This window comes from Verrucomicrobiia bacterium (assembly GCA_035946615.1).
Lineage (GTDB): Bacteria > Verrucomicrobiota > Verrucomicrobiia > Limisphaerales > UBA8199 > DASYZB01.
The window spans coordinates 14655-40787 of sequence record DASYZB010000013.1 but is presented as its reverse complement, the minus strand read 5'-3'; the positions used below and the strand labels follow the sequence as shown (position 1 = coordinate 40787).

The 26133-nt window shown below is 58.3% G+C and carries 21 protein-coding genes and 1 pseudogene; 15 read left to right on the top strand and 7 right to left on the bottom strand.

Features of this window, described 5'->3' with window-relative positions; genetic code table 11:
• Positions 1 to 115: 115 nt before the first annotated feature.
• Positions 116 to 1165, bottom strand: coding sequence for a type I glyceraldehyde-3-phosphate dehydrogenase (gene gap, locus VG146_02475; GenBank protein HEV2391208.1), 1050 nt, complete (start codon positions 1163 to 1165; stop codon positions 116 to 118).
• Between the two features lie 242 nt (positions 1166 to 1407).
• Between gap and VG146_02470 the strand changes: the two genes are divergently transcribed.
• Entirely contained in the window at positions 1408 to 2436 is a 1029-nt protein-coding gene (locus VG146_02470) for a hypothetical protein (protein HEV2391207.1), read from the top strand.
• Positions 2437 to 2470: 34 nt separating this feature from the next.
• Positions 2471 to 2623, top strand: a pseudogene (locus VG146_02465) (GxxExxY protein).
• Positions 2624 to 2668: 45 nt separating this feature from the next.
• Here the strand turns inward: VG146_02465 and VG146_02460 are convergent.
• Entirely contained in the window at positions 2669 to 4288 is a 1620-nt protein-coding gene (locus VG146_02460) for an amidase (protein HEV2391206.1), read from the bottom strand.
• Positions 4289 to 4432: 144 nt separating this feature from the next.
• Between VG146_02460 and VG146_02455 the strand changes: the two genes are divergently transcribed.
• On the top strand, positions 4433 to 5266 hold the full coding sequence (locus VG146_02455) for a glycosyltransferase family 2 protein (protein ID HEV2391205.1): 834 nt from the start codon (positions 4433 to 4435) through the stop codon (positions 5264 to 5266).
• 50 nt (positions 5267 to 5316) lie between these two features.
• Here VG146_02455 and VG146_02450 read toward each other — a convergent pair whose 3' ends face one another.
• Positions 5317 to 5922: an FHA domain-containing protein gene (locus tag VG146_02450; protein HEV2391204.1), complete on the bottom strand. Its 606-nt coding sequence runs from the start codon at positions 5920 to 5922 to the stop codon at positions 5317 to 5319.
• 145 nt (positions 5923 to 6067) lie between these two features.
• On the opposite strand from VG146_02450, the gene VG146_02445 reads away from it, so the two are divergent.
• From VG146_02445 to tsaB, 4 genes are read left to right on the top strand one after another with little or no spacing between them, the layout of a single operon-like run.
• Entirely contained in the window at positions 6068 to 6994 is a 927-nt protein-coding gene (locus VG146_02445; GenBank protein HEV2391203.1) for a CPBP family intramembrane glutamic endopeptidase, read from the top strand.
• Entirely contained in the window at positions 6991 to 7920 is a 930-nt protein-coding gene (locus VG146_02440) for a thiamine-phosphate kinase (GenBank protein HEV2391202.1), read from the top strand. Before VG146_02445 ends, VG146_02440 begins: the two co-directional genes overlap by 4 nt.
• Positions 7898 to 8404, top strand: a complete 507-nt coding sequence (gene tsaE, locus VG146_02435; protein ID HEV2391201.1) for a tRNA (adenosine(37)-N6)-threonylcarbamoyltransferase complex ATPase subunit type 1 TsaE — start codon at positions 7898 to 7900, stop codon at positions 8402 to 8404. Before VG146_02440 ends, tsaE begins: the two co-directional genes overlap by 23 nt.
• Positions 8385 to 9044 (top strand): tRNA (adenosine(37)-N6)-threonylcarbamoyltransferase complex dimerization subunit type 1 TsaB, encoded by a 660-nt coding sequence (gene tsaB, locus VG146_02430; protein ID HEV2391200.1) that lies wholly within the window; start codon positions 8385 to 8387, stop codon positions 9042 to 9044. The genes tsaE and tsaB overlap by 20 nt, the downstream gene beginning before the upstream one ends.
• Positions 9045 to 9053: 9 nt before the next feature.
• Here the strand turns inward: tsaB and VG146_02425 are convergent, their stop codons facing one another.
• Positions 9054 to 10514 carry a beta-galactosidase gene (locus tag VG146_02425; GenBank protein ID HEV2391199.1) on the bottom strand — a complete coding sequence of 487 codons (1461 nt, stop codon included), beginning with the start codon at positions 10512 to 10514 and terminating at the stop codon, positions 9054 to 9056.
• 283 nt (positions 10515 to 10797) lie between these two features.
• On the opposite strand from VG146_02425, the gene VG146_02420 reads away from it, so the two are divergent.
• Entirely contained in the window at positions 10798 to 11184 is a 387-nt protein-coding gene (locus VG146_02420; GenBank protein ID HEV2391198.1) for a hypothetical protein, read from the top strand.
• Between the two features lie 248 nt (positions 11185 to 11432).
• Positions 11433 to 12536: a pentapeptide repeat-containing protein gene (locus VG146_02415; GenBank protein ID HEV2391197.1), complete on the top strand. Its 1104-nt coding sequence runs from the start codon at positions 11433 to 11435 to the stop codon at positions 12534 to 12536.
• A 330-nt stretch (positions 12537 to 12866) separates the two neighbouring features.
• Here the strand turns inward: VG146_02415 and VG146_02410 are convergent, their stop codons facing one another.
• Positions 12867 to 13115, bottom strand: a complete 249-nt coding sequence (locus VG146_02410) for a hypothetical protein (protein HEV2391196.1) — start codon at positions 13113 to 13115, stop codon at positions 12867 to 12869.
• 62 nt (positions 13116 to 13177) lie between these two features.
• Here VG146_02410 and VG146_02405 point away from each other — a divergent pair, with 62 nt between their 5' ends.
• The gene (locus VG146_02405; protein HEV2391195.1) at positions 13178 to 14806 is read left to right on the top strand and encodes a glycoside hydrolase family 172 protein; all 1629 of its coding nucleotides are present in this window, start codon (positions 13178 to 13180) and stop codon (positions 14804 to 14806) included.
• 229 nt (positions 14807 to 15035) lie between these two features.
• Positions 15036 to 17813, top strand: a complete 2778-nt coding sequence (locus VG146_02400) for a DEAD/DEAH box helicase (protein ID HEV2391194.1) — start codon at positions 15036 to 15038, stop codon at positions 17811 to 17813.
• 8 nt (positions 17814 to 17821) lie between these two features.
• Here the strand turns inward: VG146_02400 and VG146_02395 are convergent, their stop codons facing one another.
• Entirely contained in the window at positions 17822 to 18331 is a 510-nt protein-coding gene (locus VG146_02395) for a hypothetical protein (protein ID HEV2391193.1), read from the bottom strand.
• 357 nt (positions 18332 to 18688) lie between these two features.
• Between VG146_02395 and VG146_02390 the strand changes: the two genes are divergently transcribed.
• From VG146_02390 to VG146_02375, 4 genes are read left to right on the top strand one after another with little or no spacing between them, the layout of a single operon-like run.
• Positions 18689 to 19978, top strand: a complete 1290-nt coding sequence (locus VG146_02390; GenBank protein HEV2391192.1) for a glycosyltransferase — start codon at positions 18689 to 18691, stop codon at positions 19976 to 19978.
• A gap of 45 nt (positions 19979 to 20023) precedes the next feature.
• The gene (glf, locus tag VG146_02385) at positions 20024 to 21238 is read left to right on the top strand and encodes a UDP-galactopyranose mutase (protein HEV2391191.1); all 1215 of its coding nucleotides are present in this window, start codon (positions 20024 to 20026) and stop codon (positions 21236 to 21238) included.
• A gap of 37 nt (positions 21239 to 21275) precedes the next feature.
• Positions 21276 to 22514, top strand: a complete 1239-nt coding sequence (locus VG146_02380) for a beta-glucosidase (GenBank protein ID HEV2391190.1) — start codon at positions 21276 to 21278, stop codon at positions 22512 to 22514.
• A gap of 31 nt (positions 22515 to 22545) precedes the next feature.
• Complete coding sequence (locus tag VG146_02375) at positions 22546 to 25392, top strand: glycoside hydrolase family 2 TIM barrel-domain containing protein (GenBank protein ID HEV2391189.1); 2847 nt, start codon at positions 22546 to 22548, stop codon at positions 25390 to 25392.
• Here the strand turns inward: VG146_02375 and VG146_02370 are convergent.
• The gene (locus tag VG146_02370) at positions 25370 to 26008 is read right to left on the bottom strand and encodes a nucleotidyltransferase family protein (GenBank protein HEV2391188.1); all 639 of its coding nucleotides are present in this window, start codon (positions 26006 to 26008) and stop codon (positions 25370 to 25372) included. The two genes, VG146_02375 and VG146_02370, sit on opposite strands and share 23 nt — an antisense overlap.
• Positions 26009 to 26133 lie beyond the last annotated feature (125 nt).

Here is a 26133-nt window from a genome sequence, read left to right as displayed (position 1 = left end):
TTGCACCTCAGCGCAGAGGCCAACCGCAGCGCGAGATAGCCATGCTGAAATCCTGTGGGCCGGCAAGGCCAACCCGCGCTTGAGAGGAGCCGGGGCCGATGGCCCAACTCTCAGCTTAAACGCCTTTTTGGATCATGAACTTGAGCAGGTCGGCAACGCGGCAGCTATAGCCCCACTCGTTGTCGTACCAGCTCACGAGCTTGAAGAAGCGCTTGTTTAATTCGATGCCGGAACCCTTATCGAAGATCGACGAGGATTTCGAGTGAATGAAATCCGAGCTGACCACCTCGTCCTCGGTATATTCCAGGATGCCCTTGAGATAGGTCTGGCTGGCCTTCTTCATGGCGGCGCTGATCTCCGCATAACTGGTGTCCTTGGTTGTGCGAACCGTAAGGTCCACCACCGAAACCGTCGGTGTCGGAACACGGAAAGCCATGCCGGTGAGCTTGCCTTTGACTTCCGGTAACACCAAACCAACCGCTTTGGCCGCTCCGGTGGTCGAGGGAATCAAATTCAACGCGGCGGAGCGCCCGCCTTTCCAGTCTTTCTTGCTGGGGCCATCGACGGTCTTTTGGGTGGCGGTGTAGGAATGGACTGTCGTCATGAGGCCCTCATCAATTCCGAAGCCTTCCTTGAGCAGCACATAAACCAGCGGCGCCAGGCAATTGGTGGTGCAGGAGGCATTCGAAACCACGTGGTGCTGGTTCGGGTCGTATTTGTCCTGGTTCACGCCCATGACAAGGGTCGGGCAATCCCCTTTGGCAGGAGCGCTGATAATCACCTTCTTGGCCCCGGCAGCCAGGTGGCCTTTGGCCTTCTCAACGTCTGTGAACAAACCGGTGGATTCAATGACCACATCCACACCCAACTGTTTCCATGGCAATTGCGAGGGATCTTTGGCGCTGACGACATTCATCTTTTGCCCGTTGACAATCAGAACGTCGTCCTCCGCCTTATCAGGAGCGGATTTCTCGGAACCCACGGTGCCGTGGAAACGACCCTGGGTGGAATCATATTTTAAGAGATAGGCCAGGTTGTCCGCCGGGACGATATCGCCAACGGCAACCACCTGGACTTCTTTGCCAACCAGACCCTGTTCGACCATCGCCCGGAAAACTAGGCGCCCAATGCGGCCAAACCCGTTAATTGCAACCTTCACTGCCATATGTTAGATGTCAAAAACTCACAAAATGTCTAAAACCAGAACGCGAATCTTAGTCAGGACCGCCCAAGGGTCAACCAGGAAACAGAGGATTTGTTGCGATATTTGCGGGGCTGATATGGCAAAAAACTTGCTCTTAATGGGATGAAGGCTGCTACGATAAGTGCCGCTATAGATGGCCGGTCACTAAACTCAAAATGACAATTCGCTCGCGGCGAACAGGGAAAGCTGTTGCACCCCGCCGGATGTCCGGCAGGAATGCTCTGTCGCGGCTGTTCCGCGGGAGTTGGTTTGCTGCAGGCTGCGGGTTATGGATTCTGGGTCTTTGCGGTGGAGCATTCGAGGCCCGGGCGCTGGTGGACGCCAACTCGCCAGGCAATACAAATGCGCCGTCCGACGGAGTGCCTTGGGCAAATCTGGGGCGAGTCAATGGATCAGGCGGCATTTACCTGGGCAACGGCTGGGTTCTTACCCCGGTTCATGTTGGCCCCGGGAACGTCGATTTCGATGGCACAATTGTCGCCTGGGACGGGACCTCAAAACAGTTGACCAACTCCGATGGCTCGGGCGCCGACATGATGCTGTTTCATCTGGGCGCGCTGCCGGTCCTTCCGAATTTGGCCCTGGCAAGTTCTACCCCACCCGCATTGAGCACCAACGATATGATCGGTTTTGGATTCATAGCCGGCTCGGTTCAAACCTCACTAGGCGCTTACTCAGGGTTTGATTGGTCGGCGATACAGTTCAAAAGTTGGGGCAATAACCGGGTTAATACAGGCCCTGTCACTATGCAGAATGACGGAATTGGGAACAATGCCTCGTTCATGATGGATTTTACCAGCCCGCTAACCCCCGGACAAACCTCCGATGAAGCCCAGGCTGCACCCGGTGATTCGGGTGGAGGGGTGTTTTACAAAAACCCGTCCGGCTGGGAACTGTCCGGAATGATATACGCCATCGACACGCTGCCTTCACAACCCGGCAATACAGCAGTTTATGGTGATATAACATACGCCGCTGACATCGCCACGTATCGCAGCCAGATTCTGTCGATTGCAGCCCAAACGCCAGCCGTCTCGATATCGTCCTCCGGCACTAATGTCCTGTTGTGTTGGATGGATACTGGCGTGAGCTATAGCCTTCAAACCACTCCGACTCTTCAACCCACCAGTTGGGCAATCATTACCCCTTCAACTTTCCCCACGAATGGCGACATTTGCGCGCAGTTGCCGGCGACTAACAGCGCCCGGTTTTTCCGCTTGAGCCACCCGTGAGACAAGGCAGTCGCCGAATAAGGCCACCGAACACGAAGCCCGACTTTTCAATTATATGCGCATTGCCCGCCAACCTGTGGGGTATTTATTGAATTTCGGCCACAAAGCCACCCTCGAGTGGAAGCGCTTCATCCTTTCCGAGCTGATCGCCCATCCGACCAGTGAATCAGCGCCACTCAGCTATTAGCCTTTTATAAGTGGAGATTAGCGTTCCCAACATGCACCTCACCCATTAGCGGTTCTTCAGCGTGCCCAGGAACCTCGGAGGCCGGCGCGCTTTCGAGGCTTGTTCGAAACCATAGGCAATGCGCAAGAGCTTCGGCTCGCTCCATGCCCGTCCGAAGATTGAGAGCCCCACCGGCAGTCCAAAAATAAATCCCGCGGGCACAGTGATGCTCGGATAACCTGCAACCGCCGCCGGGGTGGTGCTGTCGCCCAAGCCGTGATCCCCCAGTACACAATCCGTTACGTGAGCGGGGCCGGAAGTAGGGGCAACAATGGCATCCAGATGATGCTCGTCCATGGCGGCGTCGATCCCTTCAGTCCGCGCCAGGCGGCGGCAGGTTGCCAGGGCCTCGATGTAACGCGGCTCTGTCAAAGGTCCCTTGGCTTGAGACTTAATCAGCTCTTCCTGGCCAAACCACTTCAACTCCTCGGCACGATGGCGCTCGTTGAACTCGATGATGTCCCGGAGCGTTCGCACCGGGGCGTTGGGACCGAGTTGGGCAAGATACTCATTCATGTCGGTCTTCATTTCATAGCGCAACACTTCGATCTCAGCTCGCTCGAGTTCCGAGGGCTTTTCCAAATCCACTGGGTCAATCAGTTCGGCGCCTCCAGCCCGCATCAGGTCCAAAGCCGATTGGACCAGGGCATCCACACCGGGATGGAACCCAAAGAAATTGCGGGCGACACCCAGGCGCGCGCCGCGCAAGCCGTCCGGGCCGAGATGGCGCGTGTAATCGGTATCAGCCTGGCTGCTGCTCGAAGCGGTAGCCGGGTCGCGCGGGTCCGTTCCGGCCAGGGCCCCTAAAAGAATCGCTGCATCGGTTACGGAGCGCGCCATCGGCCCGGCGGTGTCCTGACTGTGTGCAATCGGGATAATTCCCGAGCGGCTGATCAGGCCCAGAGTCGGCTTGATACCGACGATGCCGTTAAAGGATGAGGGCGAAAGAATCGAGCCGTCGGTTTCAGTCCCCACTGCGATAGCGCAGAGATTGGCCGCCACTGCAACGGCCGAGCCGGAACTCGACCCCGAGGGATTGCGATCCAGAACATACGGGTTACGCGTTTGCCCGCCGCGTCCGCTCCAGCCGCTGGTCGAGAGTGAGCCGCGGAAGTTGGCCCATTCGCTCAGGTTCGTCTTGCCCAGAATGACGGCCCCCGCCTCGCGGAGTTTCTGCGCCACAAACGAATCGCGCGGCGGGATGGAGCCAGACAGGGCCAGCGACCCGGCGGTGGTGGTCATCCGGTCATGTGTAGCGATGTTATCTTTAATGAGCACAGGCACGCCGTGGAGCGGGCCGCGAGGGCCCTTGGCGGCGCGTTCTTTGTCGAGCGATTCAGCGATGGCCAGGACATCTGGATTAAGCTCAATGACTGCGTTCAGGGCCGGGCCGCGACGGTCCACCTCCGCAATCCGCGCCAAGTACCTTTTTGCAATCACGCGGGCAGACGCTTTGCCATTAGTCTGAAGCTTTTGCAATTGGGCGATGGCCACCTCATCGAACTCAAAGGGGCGAATGCGGAAAGAGGAAGCCGTGGGCTGTGCCGCAAGGCCCTCCTGGGCAAAAGACGCCACACCCAAGCTGGTAAGGCCTCCCAGCGCAGAGAAGAAATTTCGTCGGTTCATAGTGGAGTTGCTTTTGCCCAGCGTTAGCACAAGGCCACCTGGCCGGCCAACCAATTCCAAGTCTTATCGTCCTATATTTCCCGTGACAGCCCGGCAGTGCGTTGTTTAGCGTTCTGCCTGCCGCCTAGAACCAAACGAGACGCTATGGATGAAGCAGCGCAGGAATCCGGCCCCGGCCCCACCGCTGGGTCGTCGCCTTCGCTCGCGCCCATTTCGGCGCCCGGCTCGCCCAGTGGAAGCTCTGGCATCGCTTCGCCGGAGGTTTCTGTCGTCGTCCCATTTTGGAACGAGCGGCTGAACGTGCTGCCTTTGGCGCGCCAAGTATTTGCGGCATTCAGCGAGCCACCGCGCGATATCGAATTGCTCCTGGTCGATGACGCCAGCACCGACGGGACCTGGGAGCAAATCCTCGAAGCCCGGCGGCTGGATAGGCGCGTGCGGCCTTTACGCCTGCTCCAGCACAGTGGCCAAAGCGCCGCCTTATGGACCGGCTTCAACGCCAGCCGCGCGCAGGTTATCGCCACGCTCGATGGCGATTTGCAGAATGACCCTGCCGACCTCCCGCGCTTGCTCGCCCAACTCACCACCTGCGATATGGTCTGTGGTGTGAGATTGCGTCGCATGGACAGCGCGCTGCGCCGGTTCTCAACCTGGATCGCCCGGGCGGCCCGTAAATTGATTCTGCAATCCGATTTCCGGGATACCGGGTGCAATCTGCGCGTTTTTAAACGCTCGCTTGTCCCCAAGCTCCTGCCCTTTGACGGCCTGCACCGTTTCATGCCCATCCTCGCCCAGGATGCCGGGGCGGTCGTTCTAGAAACACCGGTTGCACATCACGCGCGTACCGCTGGCCGCTCGAAATACGGTGTGTGGAATCGCCTCGGACGCGGCGCGCTCGACCTGGCAATGCTCGCCTGGTACCGCCGCCGCCGCCTCCCTCAGACGCCCGTTTCCGAGCCCGCGCCAGACCGTCCGTAGCCGCCGCAGGGCAGTTGTTGGCGCCGATTGAAAAGGAAGCGTAGCATCTCCTATTCATCCTCCTTCATCGCATGAAGGAACGGGAGCTTGACTGTTTTGTGCAAGAAACCCAAAAGCGATTTTTTCTTCTTCTTACGCTCGCCACCCAGCAGCTCAACTTTGTGGCTGCACAAGGGACATAGCTTGAGGACCTTTCCCCCGCGCCGGCGCAGACGGTGGACGCACGCGTCACAGAGGACTTCGAGGCAAAACGTGCATTGATGGGTCACTCTGGCTTCGGGATGCCGCGGGCAAATCAGCGAACCGTCTGACAAAACAACCGGCGGGGCAGGGCGCGGCAGGTCAAATTTGGGAATGGCAATGTTGACCTCGGCGGTTTCGACCAGCATCTCGACATCGCCCAATCTAAGAATCTGGCCGGTAACCAGGGTCCCTTCCTCGACCGGGTCGCCGCCCACAAAGGTGCCATTGGTGGAATTACAATCCCTCACCAGCAACTCGCCGTCCCGAAGCAGAACGTCGCAATGCCGGGCCGAAACCGTTGGATGCTCGATTTGGAAGTCGTTCTCCGAGCTGCGCCCAAAGCGGTTGACTCCCAGGTTCAATTCAATCACCTGGTTGGAGAAACCCTTCGATGTGATGAGAAGTCTTGCCATTTTGCTCCAAACTGGCCTTTACTTTACATTTCACCGGCGTCCTTGTCGATAGTTTTTTAGGGCCCGAAGGCCTCCATAAAGTCTTGGTTTGCGGAATTACCATTGCGCCCGCTCGATGGCGCCCTTTATTGTAGCGCCTTTACGAATGCTATCAGGGACACCATGGAAAGCGGAGGCGATCGTCCGGTTGTTCCTGGGCCTCGTCGTCTGTGTGTATGGCGGCTCGCTCAGCATCCTGGCGATGCATTTTCATTCGTTGCCAGGAAAATCCGGCTTCCGCTTTTATGCGATACTGATTGCGACATTTGGCTTGCTGGGCGCAGCCTTGGTTTTGTTGCGTAAGAAATGGACCCTCGACAATTTTCTGCGCCGAATGGCGGGCTCTTTGGTGTGTCTCTACGCCGCATTTTGCTTCGGCTTGTGGTTGCAGAAATTCTCGGGACCGCCTGCTCCTTCCGTCGCGCAGATGATCATCTCGGCCCTGAGCTTTCAGGGCGCGGCCTTGATTTTAGTTGCCTATTTTCTCCATGAGCATCAAACCGGCTGGGTTGAGGCGTTCGGGTTTTCAACCCGCTGGCCTCGGGCTCTGCTGCTGGGGTTTATTCTGGCCTGCCTTTTCCTGCCAGTCGGTTGGGGTCTGCAACTTGGCACGGCGGTGTCCCTTGAGTGGGTTGCCAAAAGGCTGCCACAACTTGGGCTTCAACCTCAGGAGCAGCAAGCCGTGCAGACCTTGCAAATGGCCATGACCTTTGCCTCACGCCTGGCCCTGGGGGTCGTCACGATTATCCTGGCTCCCATCGCGGAGGAAATCCTCTTTCGCGGGGTTCTTTACCGTTGGATTCGCCAGGCCGGTTTTCCACGCCTGGCACTCTGGGGCACCGCATTGTTGTTTGCCGCAGTTCACTTGAACCTGATCAGTTTCATTCCGCTGGCCTTATTGGCGGTCGGCTTGGCTTTGCTCTATGAACGCACCGGCAATTTGCTGGCCCCCATTACCGCCCACGCTCTCTTTAACGCCCTCAATTTTGCAATCCTCTACTCCTTTCAGCAGACCTGGAGTAAAACGCCATGAACGAGTTCGAACTCATCAGCCACCTGACTCGTTCGGTCCCGACCAACAAGTCCGTTGTGCTCGGGCCGGGCGATGATTGCGCGCTCCTCGATTTCGATCTTCCCGATCGATTGTTGTTGTTCAAAACCGACGCTGTGGTCGAGGGTGTGCATTTCGCCACGGGTGCGGCGCCGGAAAAAATTGGGCATAAGGCGATGGCGCGGTGCTTGAGTGATGTGGCCGCCATGGCGGGCACGCCGACCGCCGCGCTGGTCACGATTGCGCTGCCACCCGGATTCGATACACCGCGCATCGAGGGTGTGTATGCCGGATTAAGCGCTTTGGCGCGCAAACACGAAGTCGCCCTTGCCGGCGGCGAGACGGTCGCCTCTCCGGGCGGCCTTCTTATCTCGATTGCGCTGTTGGGCTGGGTTCAACGCGGCAAAGCGGTGCTGCGTTCCGGCGCGGAGCCGGGAGACGCGCTGTTCGTTACGGGCGAGTTGGGCGGCTCGATGGCGGGCCGGCATCTGGAATTCGAGCCGCGCCTCGCGGAAGCTCGCTGGCTCGCCCAGCAATTTTGCATCCACGCCATGCTCGACCTGAGCGACGGACTGGCGGGCGACCTGCGCCATGTCCTCAAAGCCAGCCGGGTCGGGGCGGAATTGTTGGCCACAGCCATCCCCATCAGCCGCGACGCCCGCAACGCCGCCAAGAAACCCTTGGGCAAGGCCCCTCTGCAAGCCGCTCTCAGCGATGGGGAGGATTACGAACTGCTCTTTGCTCTTGCCAGCCGCGATGCCGTCCCGCTCGTGGACGCGTGGAAGGAGCAATTCCCTCAACTGCGCCTGAGTTGCATCGGCAAGATCACTCCGCATGAGGGCATTTCAATCCGGGACAAACAGGGGGTGCGCCCCTTGGCCGCGCATGGTTACGTGCATTTCTCATAGCCCCTCCGAGACTCAAGCGCTGGGTGAGGCTTGGGGACGCGATGCGATGCGGGGCTGGGTCATTGCCCTTACCGGGCACCTGGGTTCGGGCAAAACCCAGTTAGTCAAAGGGCTGGCGCGAGGATTGGGTTTCAGCCAGCTTGTCTTATCGCCCACCTTCGCTCTCGTGCATACCTATGCCGGTGGCCGATTGACCCTGTTTCACCTCGATTTGTACCGGCTCGAAACACCTGAGCAGGTGGTCGCTGCCGGGCTGACCGATTATTTGCAGCCCGACGGCGTCACAGTGATTGAATGGGCCGAACGGTTCGTGCAACGAGCGCTGGATGCAACCGGCGAACCAGGGGAGGGCAGGGGAGGGCCAACGCCTCTGATCTCGCTCCACTCAAACATGGGCCGCGGCTCGGTCCCGCTGCGCATGGTTCGTATCGAGACGCTCAGTGAGCGTGAACGGCGCATTGTGTATGAAGATATTGGGTCTTGAATTCTCTTCCCCGCAAAGGAGCGTTGCGGCGGTTGAGGTCCGCGCCGAGGAGCCTCTGGTGCTGGCCGAAGTCATCGAGACCGGTCCCGGCTCGATGAGACCGCTGGCCATGATCGAGGAGGCCTTGCGGCAGGCGCGCATCGAGCGCGAGCAAATCGAGTGTCTCGCTGTCGGTTTGGGGCCGGGATCTTACACCGGTATCCGCACGGCCATCGCCCTGGCGCAGGGCTGGCAATTGGGGCGTGGGATAAAGTTGTTGGGCATTAGCAGCGCCGAATGCATTGCCGCCGAGGCTCAAGCTGCAGGCCTCACAGGCCGGGTCCATGTGATCATCGACGCTCAACGAAATGAATTTTACCTGGCTGCTTATGAGCTGAAACCCGCCCAGCGCCGCGGGCTTTCTCCGCTTCGGCTGGCGTGTTCGAGTGAAGTGCAGCAAGGCCTCGCTTCGGGTGGTCTGCTCGTGGGACCTGAAGTGACCCGCTGGTTCCCCGAAGGCCGGCTTCTCTTCCCGCGTGCGGCCACGCTGGCCCGCCTCAGCGTGGGGGAAACGGACTTTTTGTCCGGTGAAGAACTCGGGCCGATCTACCTGCGTGAAACGAGCTTTGTTAAAGCACCCCCGCCTCGAATAATACCCTAAAAACCGTTCTTACTTTTCGGCCGGATAGTCCTTGAGGAAGGCCGCAAGGTACCTTTTCCGGAATTCTCGTTGAGTGCCCCTGTCGGTCAGGCAGGCATCCCAATCCAGGGCAGGCCGGGGCCCGATTTTTGCCGGCGGGATTTGGCTGCCGCTGTACTGCGCAGCCAACTCATGGAATGTTTTGCCCCAAGCCTTGACGCTTCCATCGGCAGTGACCAGCCCCGTGAATTCGCTGCAATCGCTGGCGTCCGGGCAATCGTAGAAACCCCAGTTTAGCCAGCCGGCCACAAAGCAGGCAGAGGTTTTTACAACGCGCCCGCAATAGCCAGCCTGTTGCTCCTGGGTCGCCGCAGGCTGGTTTCCGTTATCAAATTTGGGCTTGCCCCCGCCATACCAGCCGAACTCGGCTAGAACCACCGGCTTGCCTGGACGCGCCGCCTCGCGGACTATCCCCTCGAGATACGCAAGATTTGCCAATTCATCCTCTTCGTCGCGATACGCGTACGCCCCGTGTTCGAGCGGGTAAAAATGGATTTCAAGAAAATCGAGAAACCTTGCCTGCCGCTCCGGGCGAAAAGCGGCGTAGTGTCGCGGCCCTGCCGGCAGGAGAGATGGAACGGACCATTGGATGAGCCCAGCCGTCACCAGAGCGCCGGGGTCAACCGACTTGATGGCCGCCGCCTGGCGCCGGGTCCACTCGTCCGCAAGGCCCTCGCGAAAGTGTTGAAAATCCAGCAACTCGGGATTATTCAATGCGTCCTGTTCATCGGGGAGTGGGAGGCTTCCAAACTGGCCGGAATGGGCCGCGCCCCATGCCCTGTCCAGCCGCTCAAGAGTGCCATATTTGTTTTGGAGCCACGCATTCCAACCAGGCTTCATCCGGTCGTTCCATCCAACCTCGGGTTCGTTCTTCAAATCATAGGCCAAGATGACGTTCCGGCCCTTGTAGCGCGCCGCGAAGAGCTTCCAAAACTCTTCCAATGCCTGGACGGTTTTCTCGTCTTCGACAGCCACCGGACTCCAATTCGGTGGACCTTCCCAAAAATCCGGGCCGGTCGGATGGACGTAAATGCCGGCCTCCTCGGCAAGCGTTAGGAATTTATCGAATTTCGCTAAACCCTCCGTCCGCAACGTGCCCGGGTCTGTGTAAAAGGACTTAAAGCTGAGGAAAACCCGGATGCAATTGACGCTCAACTCTTTCATTTTGGCAAAGTCTTTGCGGGTTGCCTCGGGGTCGAACTGTTTCCAAACCTGAGGCGCCCATCCAGTGTTTGGCCGATAGTAGGTGACGCCGAACGGGACGAATGGCCGCCCATACTCGTCGATAAAGGTGCGTCCATCTTTGGCGACGCGGATTTTTGGCAAGCCCTGCGCAGGCTGCTGAGCCAGGCACGCCGGCCTGAGCGCGGTGAGGAGAAGAGCCAGGACCAGGGGCCAGGCTGGTTGCGAGAAGTGGAATCGGAAGGCCATGTTTCAATGTTTCAGGGATGAAGTATGAGTTATGAAGTAGGAATCAGCTACTGCATAATTCATGGTATCGTGCCTTCGGTTGGAATCACCCTTTGCGTTCTCTTGCGGCTGCTTCCGGTTCCGAGACGCTATCGGTTACAAGCAGTAAGACAAGCATTTTTAGCCGCAAAGGAACGCAAAGAGCGCAGAGAAACTGAACGCCAAAATGCTCAGGCGGACGCCGCGGGGATGGCATTCCTTTCCAGATGGCTGTATGCTGGGGCTAATTGGCGAGCGTAAGCCGATGACAACATCAACAAAACTGCCGCGCTGGTTTGGCGTCCCGGCATTGACCCGGAAACGCATCTGGTTCGCCTATTCGGTGGCCATTGCAACCGATGCCGTTCAGTTGCTGTTTGGGGCCGTTCCGGGGGCTGACGAGGTTCTGGATGTGATTGCAATGGTCCTGGTTTCAGCAGCAATTGGGTTCCACCCGCTCCTGCTGCCCACTTTTGTTATCGAGCTGGTCCCAATCGTCGATATGCTGCCGACCTGGACCGGGTGCACGGCGGTGGTGATAATGCTGCGCAAAAAAGCGCCAACTCAGCCGCCCGAAGCTCCGCCCATCGATATCAGCGCCAAAGTCTGCCCTGTCCCGCCCAATGAGGCGCCGCGGAGCGGGTCAAATTGATGGGAAGAGCTAATCCTACGTAGTGTGCGCTGACGTAAAACTGAAATGTCACGCTGCAATCAACAAAAGCTTGTGCGGACAAAAGCGTTCAGCTAAAAGGCTGATCGTCCGGTGACAGAACGTTTTCTTCAGCGGGGTTCCCCACCCCCACCTCCTTGGCGTCTGTCATCGGACGCTTGCTTGAATTGAGGAACATCGACGCGTGATTTTCACGCAAAAAGCGTGAAAATGACGAGCGAAGCTCCGATTTGACCACCTGGAGCGTGCTCGGCGGGCCGATGAGCGGAACACCGGGCCAAACCCTTAGCCTCCAGGATTCTCTTTCCGGCGCGGCCTTTTACCGCGTGCAATCAAGCATCTCTCTGGAGTATGCGGAATTGAACAACGCGAATCTCGCTTTCGGCGAGCTGGAGGACGCGGATTTCTTCGGCGCGAATCTATTCGGCGCCAACCTCAGCCAGGCCACTCTGACCGGCGCGAACTTGGGCGGCGCAGACCTCCGCTCCGCGGACCTCAGCCAAGGGGTCCTGACCGGCGCTGACCTGTTCGGCGTCCAGGCCGCCTCGGCTAATTTCAATTTCGCCAGCTTCGATGGGGTGGACGCAACGTTTGGCGATTTTGAAAACGCGGGTCTGTTGGCAGCCGACCTGACAGGAACTGACTTCACGTTTGCGATCCTCACCGGCGCCGACCTCCGGTTCGCAACTTGGAACAATGTGATACTCGACACCGACACGCAGATTGATGCGAAACCACAGCTCATCTGGCAGTTAGTCAACCATCCGGCCACAAACGCCATCCTGCTCAATGTTGATCTCAGTGAAGCGACCCTGGCAGGAGTCAATTTCAATCACGCTAACTTCAGCGGCTCATCGTTCTTCGAGACCGATCTCAGTGGCGCCGACCTCCGCGGGGCCAATTTTACCGCGGCGAGTATGGCGTTTGTAGATTTCAAGGGAACGCTGATTGACGGGACTACCCTCATCGATTCCAAATCGCGCCTGGTTTGGCAGATTCTCAATCAGCCCCTCATCGGGCGAGACCTTCATGCAGCAAACTTGAGCTCGGTCTTGCTGTTTCAGGCAGGCCTTATTGGGGCCAATTTGACCAACTCCTTCTGCTTCGAGTCCGTCCTTGAAGAATCCAATTTCGGCAATGCGAACCTGACCGGCGCCAACTTCAATAATGCCGATTTCTTCGGCGCCATTCTCACCAATGCCAATCTTACCCAGGGCCGGTTTCGCTCCGCCGACTTCTCCCAGGCAAATCTGCTCAATGCGATTACAAATGGCGCCGATTTTACCGGCGCCATCTTCACCAACACCATTATGCCCGACGGATCAATCAGGTGATGGCAGGCTTGGGTTTTCGTAGAACAGATTAGAGCGCAAAAAACGCGGAAAGAACTCATGAGGTTTCTTGCCTTGGCGGCGCTTGGTCTCGAACAACTGCGGAGCACGCTACGGTTTTGCAGGCCCTTTTCGGAGCGCGTACTTTGGACGACTTTTCCCCTGATGACCACACGCAAGCTGCGCTTGGCCTGATTGTTGGCTCTGTTATGGTATTACATAATGCAACCCCAAGCCATTCCCCCGCCGTAATTGCCCAGTAATTGCCCCCGTACAAGTCTTCTGTTATACCAAGGTCCCTGGGCATCCGACGCCCAATCCCGTAAGGCGCCCTTAGCTCACCTTACCCACGAGTTCGTCAGCCAAGGTGACGGATTGGGGAAAAAGCTTGCGCGCGTGGGAAGGGAAAAACAAAGTGCGCCAAGGCTTGTTCTCGTCATGGATGCGCAGCTCATGGCAGTGCCCGCAGACGACTACAAGCCTGTCGCCGGCCGATCGCGCCAGCGCAACAGAAAGAAGACCAAAACATGAAAACCCGGTTCCGTCCTCGACCTGCGTCGCCTCCGCAGCCAGCCCGGTCATCAATGTGCCGCCTTGCAGCCCCTCACCTGCGAAAAAGTCTCGCCGCCCTAGAGACGACCAGCGTGAACGCCGTCATCCTGGCGCTGTGGTTGTTCCATTTGACGAGCCTGTGCCGGGCTGGGGTTTTGGATGATCTCGCCAAACCGCAGGAAGGAAGGTCCATGCGCGCGACCTCGACGATGCGGGTTGGGGAGGTGCGGCGGTCCGGCGAGCAGAAGCTCAATCCTCGCGCGGAGCCTCGCGGAGACCTGAGCGAAGAAAGCAATTGGGACAATTTCAGAGTAGCGCCCGGAAAGACGCATGTGCTGTTGGACGAGCGCGGCCCCGGCATTATTACTCACGTCTGGATGACTTTTCTTGGGCCGGAGCCTCAGGATTGGGCCAAAGACGGCTCGGCCAACCACCAGGAAATGCTTTTGCGGATGTATTGGGACGGCGATCCCCGTCCTGCCGTAGAGGCGCCGGTTGGAGATTTTTTCGCCAACTGTTTTGGCCAGAGACGCGAGGTGATTAGCCTGCCCGTCGTTGTGGCGGACGGCGATGCCTACAATTGTTTCTGGCAAATGCCGTTCCGAAAGTCTGCCCGCATCGAAATCGTCAACCAAAGCGACAAGCCCATAAGCCTGCTGTATTACAATATTGATTGGATCAGGAAGAAGCGAATCCCCAAGGACACACCTTATTTTTACGCTCAGTACCGCCAGGAATACCCCGTCGAGCACGGCAAGGATTACGTGCTGCTGGACACGCGCGGTAAAGGCCATTACGTCGGCACGGTGCTGGCGGTGCGGACGCGAAGCCCCGCATGGTTCGGCGAAGGCGATGAGAAGATTTATATCGACGGGGAATCCAAGGCCTCGATTTGGGGCACCGGAACGGAAGATTATTTTCTGTTAGCGTGGGGTTTAAAAACTGCCAGCACGCCGTATTTCGGGGTACCCTTCTTCGACCAATGGGGGATCGTCGGTGGACATACCAGCGCCTACCGCTGGCATATCAACGACCCAATCGTCTTCAATACAGGTATCAAAGTGACGTTTGAACACTTTGGCTGGATCGCTCCCGATGAGAACCATGCCTACAAGAGCACTAGCTGGAATGAGCGCGAAGATGATTATTCAAGCGTGTCTTTCTGGTACCAAACCGGCAAACCGACCTTCAATGCCCGCGCTCCGGACGCCCGCGCCCGCGCGCTGCCCAGCCTCGATCCGATCATCGCTTTCGCCAGAGACTTTACGGGAACGCACTTTCATGGTGATGGAGAACTCATCACCCAGCAGCTTGAGTTCTACCCCGGACGGCAGGTGCTCTATGAACCGACAAACAGCCAAAATGCGTGGCTGGAGCTTGCCTTCAGCGTGACGAACAAGCAGCCGTTCCGCCTCCTGTTGAACCTCACCAAATCCTACGACTTCGGCCGGTATCAAACATATCTTAATGGCGTTAAATTGGGCGAGCCGTTGGACCTTTACAGCCCCAAGGTGATCAATGAAGAGGCGCATCTGCTCGATTTTTGGCCCGATCCGGGCCAATACCGGCTCCGGTTGGAGTGCGTCGGAAGGAATCCGGCGTCCGCAGGTTACTACTGCGGCTTGGAATCAGTGCGACTGCGCGAACGACGCCCTCGAGTGGCCATCTACGCGCACGACAAGAACAAGGACTGGAGGACCAACCCAATCCTTTATCACTGAGCCAAAGTCAAGGAAGGTAATGACGATGGTGCGATGATGATAAAGGATGTATCGAGTCAAGGGGCGCAACTCCTTCGGAGGTGGGGCGCCGCGCGGAGGTTACCCGGGGTAGCTCGTTCCTCGCAACTCCGGTTGGAGGGCGTAATCCCGTCGGGATAAGTGAACAGGCGGTGAATAACTCCGAATAACTCCGTTTTGACTCCTGGCATTTGAAGTCAATGATGGAGCAATGCCAAAAGCTTTAATGCCGAAAATGGAAGTGCCCTCGCAGCACAACTGGCGCACCACGGACGAAGACGAGATTAACCGCCGCAGGGTCCGGGCGAGCACGGAACAATTTCGCATTTCAAACACAGACCCGCGCCACCCGGTTTATTCGAACTTTCGCGTTCAATCTGCCAGCGGGCTGGCGTACCTGGTTGAAATCCGCGATGTGGGCCAGAGGCAGTTCGCCTGTCAATGCGTTGATTTCCGCATCAACGGTTTGGGCACTTGCAAGCATGTGGAAGCGGTTCTGCTCTATCTGCGCGCGCGTTTCAAGCGGCTCTTCCAAAACGCCTCAAAAAACGGCAGCACGCGCCTGGATGTGGTGCCGGACCCATCCACCGATTCCATTTGTTTGTTAAACGGACACGGTGCGCTGCCGTCCCAGTTGCGCCCTTGGTTTGGAACCGGCGGGGCATTGAAGGAAGGCAACCCCGAGGAGGTCCTTGGAAGCCTGCGGCAACTGGCGTCCAGCCGCCTGCCGGAACTGCGCCTGTCGCAGGAGTTGACCCCTTGGCTGGAGGCCCGGGCGCGAGCCGCTGAACGCAAAGAAATCAGGCGACATTACGAGCTTAAGGTCCAAAACGGCGAGTGGCCCGCGCAGGAAACCCGGGTCCCGCTATTCCCCTATCAGCGGGAAGGGATGTTACACCTGGCCTTTACCGAGCGCGCACTGTTGGCGGATGAAATGGGCCTGGGAAAAACCATCCAGGCCATTGCTGCTTGCGCCCTGCTGCGGCGCCTTGGCCGGGCTGAGCGGGTGCTGGTGGTTACTCCAGCTTCCCTCAAAACCGAATGGGAAGAGCAGATTCAACGGTTCACCGAGCTGCCCTATCAACTGGTGTTTGGCTCGAGGATGCAGCGCCTGAAATGCTACCACGCCGCGCGGCAACTGGCCTCAGGGGCTGCAATGCCGCCGTTCTTCACCATTGTCAACTACGAGCAGATGCTGGCCGATGCCCTGGAAGTCAACGAGCGGTTGCGTCCGGACATCGTGGTGCTGGACGAGGCGCAGCGTATCAAGAATTGGAGCGCCAAAACCACCCAGGCCATCAAACGCCTCCGCAGCCGCTACGCGTTCGTCCTGACGGGCACGCCCATCGAAAACCGCATCGACGAACTCTATTCATTGATGGATTTTTTGAATCCATCGCTTCTGGGACCCTTGTTCCGGTTCAACCGTGAATACTACCAACTCGATGAGCGCGGGCGCCCGAGCGCTTATTGCAACCTGGACAAACTCCACGAGCGCATTAAGCCCCACATGCTTCGCCGCCGCAAAGCCGATGTCGAGACGGAGTTGCCCGAGCGCTCGGACCGCAACTATTTCGTTATCCTCAGCGCGGAGCAGCGGGCTGAATATGAGAACCACGAGGCAGTGGTTGCGCGTTTGGCATTTATCGCCAAACGCCGACCGCTCACCCAACAGGAATCAGACAAGCTCTTGCGGCACCTGGCCATGATGCGGATGGTTTGCGACACCAATTATATCCTTAATCCCGAGGACCGGGTTTGTCCGAAACTGGCTGAGCTCGAGAAGATTCTCGAGGAATGCCGGGAGAATAAGGACGTAAAGGCGCTCGTCTTTTCGGAATGGGAGCGGATGCTCGAACTGGTGCAGGGCCTCTGCCGGCGGCTCAAGCTGGGTTTCGCCTGGCATACCGGCAGCGTCCCCCAAAAACGGCGCCGGGCAGAAATCAACGCGTTCAAGTCCGACCCGGATTGCCGGATTTTTCTCAGCACCGATTCGGGCGCATCGGGATTAAACCTGCAAAATGCGAGCATTGTGATTAATTGCGACTTGCCATGGAACCCAGCCAAGCTCGAGCAACGCATTGCACGGGCCTGGCGCAAGCACCAGACCCGCCCAGTCACAGTCATCAATCTGGTTACCGAAAAAACCATCGAGCACCGAATGCTCGATACGCTTTCGAACAAGCAAGCCCTGGCCGACGGCGTCCTGGACCGCAAAGGCAATCTTACGGAGATCAAACTCCAGAGCGGACGTCAGGCCTTCCTGGCGAAACTCGAGCAACTGGTTTCAACGCCAACTCAACCACCGCCAGGAACCGCGCCTGCACGGCCAGCGCTCCCGGCGGACCGCCCGCTGGGTTTTGCGAGCGCCGCGCGCGAGCGCATTAATGGCGCGCTGGTGCGATGTGAAGAGCGGTACCCGGCGGATGCCTCTCATTCGGTGTTGTATGTGATTGTCGAGCGGGACGCCGCCCAGCACCGCGAGAAGCTCCAAGCCTTGCACGAGGAGTATTTCGGGCCCGGCCAATGGGACCCGCTGTCACCGGTGCGCCTGGAGGTTATTGATCGCGCCACAGACGAGGCCTTGCAACGGCTCATCGAACTCGGACTGGTATCTCGCACCACGCGCGCCAGCCGGGATTTGTTTGCTCAGGAAACAACGGCTGCGGGGCCTGCCCCTCTCTCCGAGGCGGAGCGGGAGCAAGCGGCAAGCCACCGCCAACAGGCGGCGCGCAAGATGAAGATGGCGCGTCTGCTGGGCGAAGGTGGCCTGGCCGAAGAAGCCAGGGCCGCCATGCTGGATGCGGTGCTGCCCTTGGGCCGCGCATTGGCTATCGAAGGCCGGTTACCCGAGCCGTCAAAGTTCGAGGACACGCTCCTGGCGCCTTTGGCCCATCAATGGCGCGAGGCCCTGACCCCCCTGCGCCAATTCACCGCCGATCCCACCGCAGCGTGGAAACCGGTGGCGGATTGCCTGGCAGCGCTTTAATGCTGACCTTACAGGCCCATCCGGCTCAGTTCTGATTCGAGGGCTACCTGGAATTCCTGCAAATCCGCCGCAGGCGGTCTGTAGCCTGGTTGCTGCGTCACCAATCCCAGCCGGCCAGATTGATCAAAATACCACTCCGCGCGATTGCCGTCGCTGAAAGTGACCTTGCCGCTGACCACCGCGCCCGGGCGGGCGAGTTGGTCCACGGAAAGGGCTATCTTGGCTGGAGCTCCAGGGGTCTGGGCCTGGGCTACTGGGGCCTGTGACGGTGCTGGTCCTGGTTGCCTGGCTCCGGGCGTTGGGGCGCCTGGGGCGCCTGCCCCCGCCAAAGTCGGCGATGGTTTGCGCGGCTCGACGTCCTTTGGAGTCAGCTTGAGGTCATCGACCAGCAAGCGCACTTCCATGTAAGTCAGTCGCACGCTTAATTCGCCCATCAATCGATTCTGGATTTCTGAGAGCTTTAATCCCTGCTTAATCCACTCCGCCACCTTCTGCTTTTGTGCCTCGTCTAATTGCATAATGTCCCTGCGTCTTGCGGGGCATTCCCGCGCTTTGAAACTTTCCGCCGCCACTGTAGCCGAGTCTGAAGCCGCTGACAGTCAAAAATAGCGCTGAGATTTGCAAGTCGGCCGATGATTTTCGGGTTAAACCCCATTGAGTGAGGCGGCCCTTTGAAGTCTCTTAACCAGAGAGTGTTAGTCCTGTGAAATGAACGCGGGAGACAATGCTCGGCAGGAATATGATTATCGAACCATTAAACACGTTGCTCTATGTCTTACGCGCCGATCGAATCTGAACTGACACCCAAATCCAAAGGTTTTATCGCGCAAAAAACCTCTTTCTTTTCAAGAAAACGTTTCCACAACCCCAACCGCATGCGAAAGAGCAGTGCCTCCGCGCGCGACGCCGCCACGGAGTTTGCCGGCGATTTTCCGATCATTGTCCATTCGCACCTGTGCTGGGACTGGGTTTGGCAGCGGCCACAGCAGTTCATCTCCCGCTTCAGCCGGCGGCGCCGAATCCTGTTTGTAGAAACAGTCTCGCCCGACGTTCAATTGGTGGCGCCGCTGGCGCGGTTCAGCACACCGCAGGATTATCCCAATATCACCGTGTTGCGCCTGCAGTTTCCCGTCTGGCGCTGGGGGGACGGAGAGTATGTCGATGCCGAAAGGCGCCGGTTGGTTCAGAATTTTTTGGCCGGCCCTGCAGCCGGGCAATTCGATAATCCGATTCAATGGTTTTACGACCCGATGGCGGTGAGGGCATTCGCCGGCCAAATGGGTGAACGGCTCACCGTCTATGATTGCATGGACGAGCTGTCAAAATTCCGCGGGGCTCCGCCTGAAATCCGCAAACGCGAGAGGGAGTTGCTGGCGCGGGCCGACCTCGTTTTTACCGGTGGCCGAAAGCTCTATGACAGTAAGAGCCGCTTCCATAATAATTGTCATTTCTATGGCTGCGGCGTCGATGCCGAACACTTTGGCCGCGCGCGCGCCACCCAAACCGCCATTCCCCCAGAGATAGCCGCATTGAAGCGGCCCGTTTTGGGATATTTCGGCGTGGTGGATGAGCGGATGGATTACCAGTTGGTTGGGCGGTTGGCGGAGGCCGACCCGAGTTGGTCAGTAGCCATCATTGGGCCGGTGGCCAAGGTCGAGGAGCGCGATTTGCCGCGGCAGCATAACCTGCATTGGCTGGGACAGCGGGCCTATGCGGACCTGCCTTCATTCTGCAAAGGCTTTGATGTCTGCCTGATGCCATTCGCTCTAAATGAGGCGACCGAATTTATCAATCCGACCAAGGCCCTCGAGTATATGGCCACTGCTAAACCCATCGTGAGCACCGCCGTGCCCGATGTGGTGCGCAACTTCGGAGCCGTCGTTCAGGTCGCGCGAAGCGCCAAAGAGTTTGTTTGCGCTTGCCGGCAAGCTCTCGAACAACCCGATGGGGATGCCATTGCCCGGGGGCTGGACATGGTTGCCAAAAACTCCTGGGACTGGATCGTTGGCGAGATGGAACGGCACATGAATGAGGCCCTGGCACGAAAAACCGCCGCCGCCAGTTCAATATTCCAGGCATTCGACAGCGCCGCGGCCCTCTCTGCCCAGGTGGAAACCTGCCCTCCGGCTATCCCTGGGGAAACACCTTTCCCCGCAGCCGCCTGACGCATGAACGGCTTTTGCGAGCAATCCCGGCCAGGTCGAGTGGAGCTGTTTGATTATTTAATTGTCGGGGCGGGCTATGCCGGGTGCATTCTGGCCGAGCGCTTGGCGCGCGGGTCGGGCAAACAGGTTCTGCTTGCGGATCGCCGCGGACATATTGGCGGCAACGCATACGACCACTATGACGAGGCGGGCATCCTGGTGCACAAATACGGGCCCCATATCTTTCACACGAATTGCAAGGAGGTATTCGATTATCTCTCGCGCTTCACCCAATGGCGTCCTTATCAGCATAAGGTGCTGGCCAGCGTGGACGGGCAGTTGGTTCCCATCCCGATCAACCTCGATACGATTAATCGGCTTTACGGTTTGAGTCTCAATTCCTTTCAGATGGAGGAATTTCTGGCCAGCCGCGCCGAAGCCAGGGAGCAAATTCGCACCTCAGAGGATGTGGTTGTGAGCAAGATTGGCCGCGAGCTCTACGAGAAGTTTTTCCGCGGTTATACGCGCAAGCAATGGGGCTTGGACCCATCCGAGTTGGATGCCCAGGTGACCGCGCGCGTCCCCACGCGCACCAATCGCGATGATCGGTACTTCACCGATACCTACCAGGCCATGCCCAAATTCGGGTTCACCCGCATGTTCGAAAACATGCTCGATCATTCCAACATCAAGATTCTCTTGAACACCGATTACAGGGATGTTAAAGACGCTCTACCATACCGCGAACTGGTCTATACCGGCCCGGTGGATGAGTTTTTCGATTTTCAGTTCGGCAAACTGCCTTACCGCTGCCTCGAGTTCAAACACGAGACGCTAAACCGCGCCCAATACCAGCCTGTGGCGGTGGTCAATTATCCGAATGATTATGAATTCACCCGGGTCACTGAGTTCAAACATCTGACCGGCCAGGAGCATCCCAAAACCAGTATCGTTTATGAGTATTCGCGGGCCGCAGGAGACCCTTATTATCCGATTCCGCGGCGGGAGAACGCGCAGATTTATCAGCAATATCAGGCATTGGCAGAGGAAACAGGGGTGCACTTTGTCGGGCGCCTGGCCACTTATAAGTATTACAACATGGACCAGGTTGCGGCGCAGGCCCTGACCCTTTATGCCCGGCTTTGCAATCTGAGCCGTTCCGAAGCGGTGGATTTGACTTACGAACAACCCGCGCGAACGGTTGCTTTGCCTATCTCAATGAAACCGAAGCGGCCCAAGGCACTCACGGGCCGGCGGCGGCCTGTTTTGGTTGAGCCATAAACTTCCTCGACGAGGGAAAGATCGAGCGATGCGAGCAATGCGACCTGCACGGGGCCTTCAGAAGAGCAGAGCGCCGAGATTTCAGGCGGCTACTGAGATCATCCCTCAGCGGCGCCTCTTTCAAAGCTTTTTCGCCGGCGGTTTTGAATGCTCGAGCATCGTTCGGCGCTCCGGTTACCGGCTCGACCTGGTGGCTGCGACCGCCCACGACACCTTTGCGCGCCAGGATTATATGCGGCTTAAACAGCAGGGCTTGCGGGTCGCACGCGAAGGGGTGCGCTGGCATCTGGTCGAGAGCCGGCCTGGCCGCTATGATTTTTCCAGCGCCCTGCCCATCGTGCGGGCTGCGCGGGCTACCGGGACACAAGTGATCTGGGACCTGTGCCACTTCGGCTGGCCCGACCATCTGGATTTATTCAAGCCGGAGTTTGTCTCGAGCCTGGCCGAGTATGGCGCTGCCTTTGCCCGCTGGCTTGCCAATGAAATTGATGGGCCGGGGTTTTTCGTTCCCGTCAACGAAATCTCCTTCTTCTCCTGGGCCGCAGGCGACGAGGGAACACTGTTTCCATTTGTTACGAGGCGGGGTTTCGAACTCAAGACCCATTTGGTGCGGGCGGCCATAGCCGCTATGAATGCCATCTGGGCGGGCCGGCCCGACTCCCGGTTCGTTCATGTCGATCCCATCATTCATGTGGTGGCCAGCAGCCGCCATCCCGAGGAACAACCCGATGCCGAGGCTTATAGGCTGTCGCAATTCCAGGCCTGGGACATGCTGGCAGGCCGGCTCTGGCCGGAATTAGGCGGGCACGAGCGGTACCTGGATATCATTGGGGCGAATTTTTACCCGCACAACCAATGGTTCTATAACCTCAAAGACTTCCGGCGCGTGCGCAAATTTACTCCTTTGACCCGCCATCACCCGCGCTACCGCCCATTTCGCGAGATGCTCAATGAGGTCTATAGACGATATCACCGCCCCATTTTCATCGCAGAGACTGGCGCCGAGAAGATGCTCCGCGCCGGCTGGCTTCGCTATATTTGCCAGGAAACCCAGGCCGCCATGGGAAACGGTGTTCCCATCCAGGGAATCTGTCTTTATCCCATAGTAAATCATCCGGGCTGGATTGACGATCGGCACTGTTATAATGCCTTGTGGGATTATCCTGACTCGCGCGGTAATCGCAAGCTTTACAGGCCTCTGGCCATGGAACTGCATCGCTGGCAGGGTGTATTCGAAGCAAATCAACCCAAACCCCGGCAGGAGAACGGCGAATAGAGTCTGGAAGTAGTGGAGTAATGGGGGCACGATGCCGAACCAATTCCTCTATCCGCGTTTTGAATATCCCCGGCCTGAACGCCAGCGGGGTACCGTCGAGGGGTACGACTGGCTAAACCTCAACGGCCCCTGGCAGTTCCGCTTTGACGCGGACAGGCGCGGGCTGGAAGAGCAATGGTTTCTGCCGGATGCCCCCGAGTGGCGGGAACAGATCATCGTGCCTTTTTGCTGGGAGTCACTCGCCGCATGGGGCGAGGGGGACGCGGCCGGCAATGATAATTTCTATTCCACGCGCGTTTTCCGCCACCCTCTGGAGGTGACCCGAGAGAACCATCGCTCGGCGCCGCGTTATGAGATTGGGTGGTACCGGCGGGCGATCGATATTCCTGGCCAAGAACCCTGGCGCGGCAAGCGGGCGATTCTGCACATTGGGGCTGCGGACTTTTTCACCGATTGTTGGTGTAACGGCCAGCACCTGGGGCATCACGAGGGCGGCTACACGCCATTTGAATTCGACCTGACCGAGGCGCTGGGCGATTCAAATCCCTGCACCGCGCATCTGGTGCTGCGGGTTGAGGACCCAATGAACAACGCCGAACAGCCGGTGGGCAAGCAATGGCACTGGTACACCACCACCAGCGGCATCTGGCAAACCGTCTATATCGAGCCGCGCGCCCCCAGGCACATCCGCGCGTTCCGCATCTTCACCGACGTTGATTCCGGCTCGGTCCGTTTTTGCATCCAATGCGCCCACGCGGGAGGGGAATGTCGTGTTGAGGTTAGCATCGCAAATCCCGACAGTGATTCCAAGGCGCCCGCCCAAATCGAGACGGTAGCTTTGCGCAATGGGCTCGCTGAACAAACCATCAAACTGGCATCCCTGGAACTGTGGGACCCCAATTCGCCACGGCTCTACCCGGTCGTCCTGCGGTTGCGCGAGGGAGACCAGGTGCTCGATACGGTGCGCACGTATTTTGGAATGCGCAAAGTGGATTTTGAGCCCGCCCGGGAAACTGGCGCGCCGGCCTCTTTGCGCCTCAACGGGGTCCCTCGGTACCTGCGCGGCGCCTTGTACCAATCCTATTTTCCCGATGGGGTCTATACGGCCTCGTCGGTTGAGACCATTAAGAACGACATCCTGTACGCAAAGAAATTCGGGTTCAACTTCCTTCGTGTTCATATCAAAATCGACGACCCGCTCCTGCTCCATTGGGCGGACAGGCTGGGCATCCTGTTGATGGCGGATTTCCCGAATTTTGGCGAAGGAGGCGACACGCCCCTGGGCCGAAAGCGCTTTGAAACCATGATGCGCGAGGCCATCGAACGGGACTTTAATCATCCATCGATCTTTTGCTGGTGCTTGTTCAATGAGACCTGGGGATTTGGAGGCCAAACCAGTTTCGTCGATCAGTTGGTTGCTCCTGAAAAGGGCCCTGTCGAGCAGTCTCCGGCTCCGCCCAATAAGAAGAAACCGGCATCCGGCGCCCGGCCCGGCATGACAGCGCCCCAGGAATGGGTGCAGGAGACGTGGGAGCGGGCTAAAGAGCTGGACCCGACGCGCCTGGTGGAGGATATGAGCGTGTGTCATTGGGATCACCTCGAGTACTACCTGCACTGCGATACTGATATCAATTCCTGGCATTTTTACATCGGCGATTACGCAAAAGCCAAAGCCCATATCGCGAAAGTGGTCACGTCCACATTTATCGGCTCGAGCTTCAACTACGTGCCCGGGTTTTTGCACAAGGGCCAGCCGTTGATCAACAGCGAATACGGCGGCATCGGCGCCCTCGATGGAGACCGGGACATAAGCTGGAGTTTCAAATTCCTTACCAACGAGCTGCGGCGTTACCAACAAATTTCCGCTTACATCTATACCGAGCTGCACGATGTGGAATGGGAGTACAATGGATTCCTGAATTACGACCGGACTCCCAAGCAGTTCGGTTACGACCCGCGCATCATCAACGAAAGCAATGCGCTGCCCGTCGATTCTCCGCCAGTGCAACGATTGGCCCCCGGCCAAACCGTCCGGCTCGATGTCGCCTCATCCCATTTCTCCACGCGGCCATGCCGCGAGGTCTCTTTGCATTGGACCATGGGGGGCATCGACACCCGGGGCCGCTTTTATCAAAACATCACTTGTGGCCGTGTTCCGATAGCCTTCCCGCACCGGCAGGTCGCCCCGGCGCACACGATCGAACTGCGCATGCCCGAAAGCACCATGCTCTGCACACTGTGGCTTAGCGCCCGAACCGCTCAAGGGGCGCCTGTCGCGGAGAATTTTGTGCATTATTTTGTCAGCTCCGGCTATCCGCTTGAACGCGAGGAGGCCGCGCGGGCTCTATTCCTGCGTGGCCTGCCTGCGAACTGGGCTCGCGCCGAATGGAGCGGTGGCGGGGGCGAACGTGAACGCGAACGTGCCGAGGATTGCTGCTACGGTTTTGGGCACGGCTTCTTCGAATGGGTCCTGCCGCTCGGCGGGTCAGACATCCGCAAAGCGCGCCGCTTGCGCGTGGTTTGCGAGGCCTCCTCCCACCGCTCCGATTCGCCGCAGACCGATGATGACGTTTTCCCGACGACACTGCACATGTTCCTCAACGAGGTGCGCATTTATGGCGCTGTGGTTCGCAACCATCCCCACGATGCCCGAGGCGTTTTGAGCTATCTCCGTGGTGGACGAGGCGCATACGGCTATCCTGCGTATGCATTGGCCGAAGGAAAATTACTCGCTGAAATCGCAAACAACATCACGGATGATTCCCTGCGCCTGCGTTGTTCTGTCCCCGCTGATGCCCTGGCCCAAGGCGGTTTGACCATTTACGGCGCGGAATGTGGCCGGCTGCCAATCTGCCCTACAATCGTCCTGGAGTGGTGAACATCTTCACCGCCCGTTGATAATCCTCGGGTCTATCCATATCCAGGTCCAGGCCGGGGTCATCGATTTCGCAAAGGGCAGAGGAGAAGCAGGCCAAGAACTGCTTCAAATCGGACGCCGTGGACTCCCCCAGCCGGGCAAAAACTGGTTTGGGAAGGAGCACTGGATGCCGGGGGCGCCCGTGCCTCGCAGGTTGGCAAACTTGTTCCGGGTGAGCGAAGGCGAAAGCCAGGACTGTCTCCAACGTTTCGCGCCTCAGGTGCGGCTGGTCTCCCAGGACCACTGCCCAATGGGTCAGCCCCTTGTTCCATCCCTGCCAACTCGCCGCGCATTGAATCGAGCTGAACATGCCTCGCTCCGCAGCGGGGTTGAGAATCAGATTGCAAACCGGAAATCGGAGGCGTTGCAACTCGGTTTGGACAGCCGAATTATCCCTTGCGCAGACCACTGCGACTTGCCTCGCACCCAGGGCCGTCCAAAGCTCAATTAACCAGCCGAGAACGGAGTTGGCGCCCCAAGGCAACAAAAGCTTTGGCCGCCCCATGCGCGTCGAGCGTCCGGCGGCCAGAATGAAGACGCCCAAACTGCCGTCTGAGCGACCAACAGGTGTCAGCATCCTGCCGCAATCATTAGAGCGTTGTAGCATAAAAACAAGCTTTCGTCTGAACAGAAAGCCAAACTGGTTCAAGTGGCAAACCGAACAACCCTTCGAACTACCGCTAATTCCAAGAGTATCTGATT

Coding starts and splice junctions, on each gene's coding strand:
- gap (HEV2391208.1), bottom strand. CDS start 1,165: ATGGCAGTGAAGGTTGCAATTAACGGGTTTGGCCGCATTGGGCGCCTA.
- VG146_02470 (HEV2391207.1), top strand. CDS start 1,408: ATGTCCGGCAGGAATGCTCTGTCGCGGCTGTTCCGCGGGAGTTGGTTT.
- VG146_02460 (HEV2391206.1), bottom strand. CDS start 4,288: ATGAACCGACGAAATTTCTTCTCTGCGCTGGGAGGCCTTACCAGCTTG.
- VG146_02455 (HEV2391205.1), top strand. CDS start 4,433: ATGGATGAAGCAGCGCAGGAATCCGGCCCCGGCCCCACCGCTGGGTCG.
- VG146_02450 (HEV2391204.1), bottom strand. CDS start 5,922: ATGGCAAGACTTCTCATCACATCGAAGGGTTTCTCCAACCAGGTGATT.
- VG146_02445 (HEV2391203.1), top strand. CDS start 6,068: ATGCTATCAGGGACACCATGGAAAGCGGAGGCGATCGTCCGGTTGTTC.
- VG146_02440 (HEV2391202.1), top strand. CDS start 6,991: ATGAACGAGTTCGAACTCATCAGCCACCTGACTCGTTCGGTCCCGACC.
- tsaE (HEV2391201.1), top strand. CDS start 7,898: ATGGTTACGTGCATTTCTCATAGCCCCTCCGAGACTCAAGCGCTGGGT.
- tsaB (HEV2391200.1), top strand. CDS start 8,385: ATGAAGATATTGGGTCTTGAATTCTCTTCCCCGCAAAGGAGCGTTGCG.
- VG146_02425 (HEV2391199.1), bottom strand. CDS start 10,514: ATGGCCTTCCGATTCCACTTCTCGCAACCAGCCTGGCCCCTGGTCCTG.
- VG146_02420 (HEV2391198.1), top strand. CDS start 10,798: ATGACAACATCAACAAAACTGCCGCGCTGGTTTGGCGTCCCGGCATTG.
- VG146_02410 (HEV2391196.1), bottom strand. CDS start 13,115: ATGACCGGGCTGGCTGCGGAGGCGACGCAGGTCGAGGACGGAACCGGG.
- VG146_02400 (HEV2391194.1), top strand. CDS start 15,036: ATGCCAAAAGCTTTAATGCCGAAAATGGAAGTGCCCTCGCAGCACAAC.
- VG146_02395 (HEV2391193.1), bottom strand. CDS start 18,331: ATGCAATTAGACGAGGCACAAAAGCAGAAGGTGGCGGAGTGGATTAAG.
- VG146_02390 (HEV2391192.1), top strand. CDS start 18,689: ATGCGAAAGAGCAGTGCCTCCGCGCGCGACGCCGCCACGGAGTTTGCC.
- VG146_02380 (HEV2391190.1), top strand. CDS start 21,276: ATGCGACCTGCACGGGGCCTTCAGAAGAGCAGAGCGCCGAGATTTCAG.
- VG146_02375 (HEV2391189.1), top strand. CDS start 22,546: ATGCCGAACCAATTCCTCTATCCGCGTTTTGAATATCCCCGGCCTGAA.
- VG146_02370 (HEV2391188.1), bottom strand. CDS start 26,008: ATGCTGACACCTGTTGGTCGCTCAGACGGCAGTTTGGGCGTCTTCATT.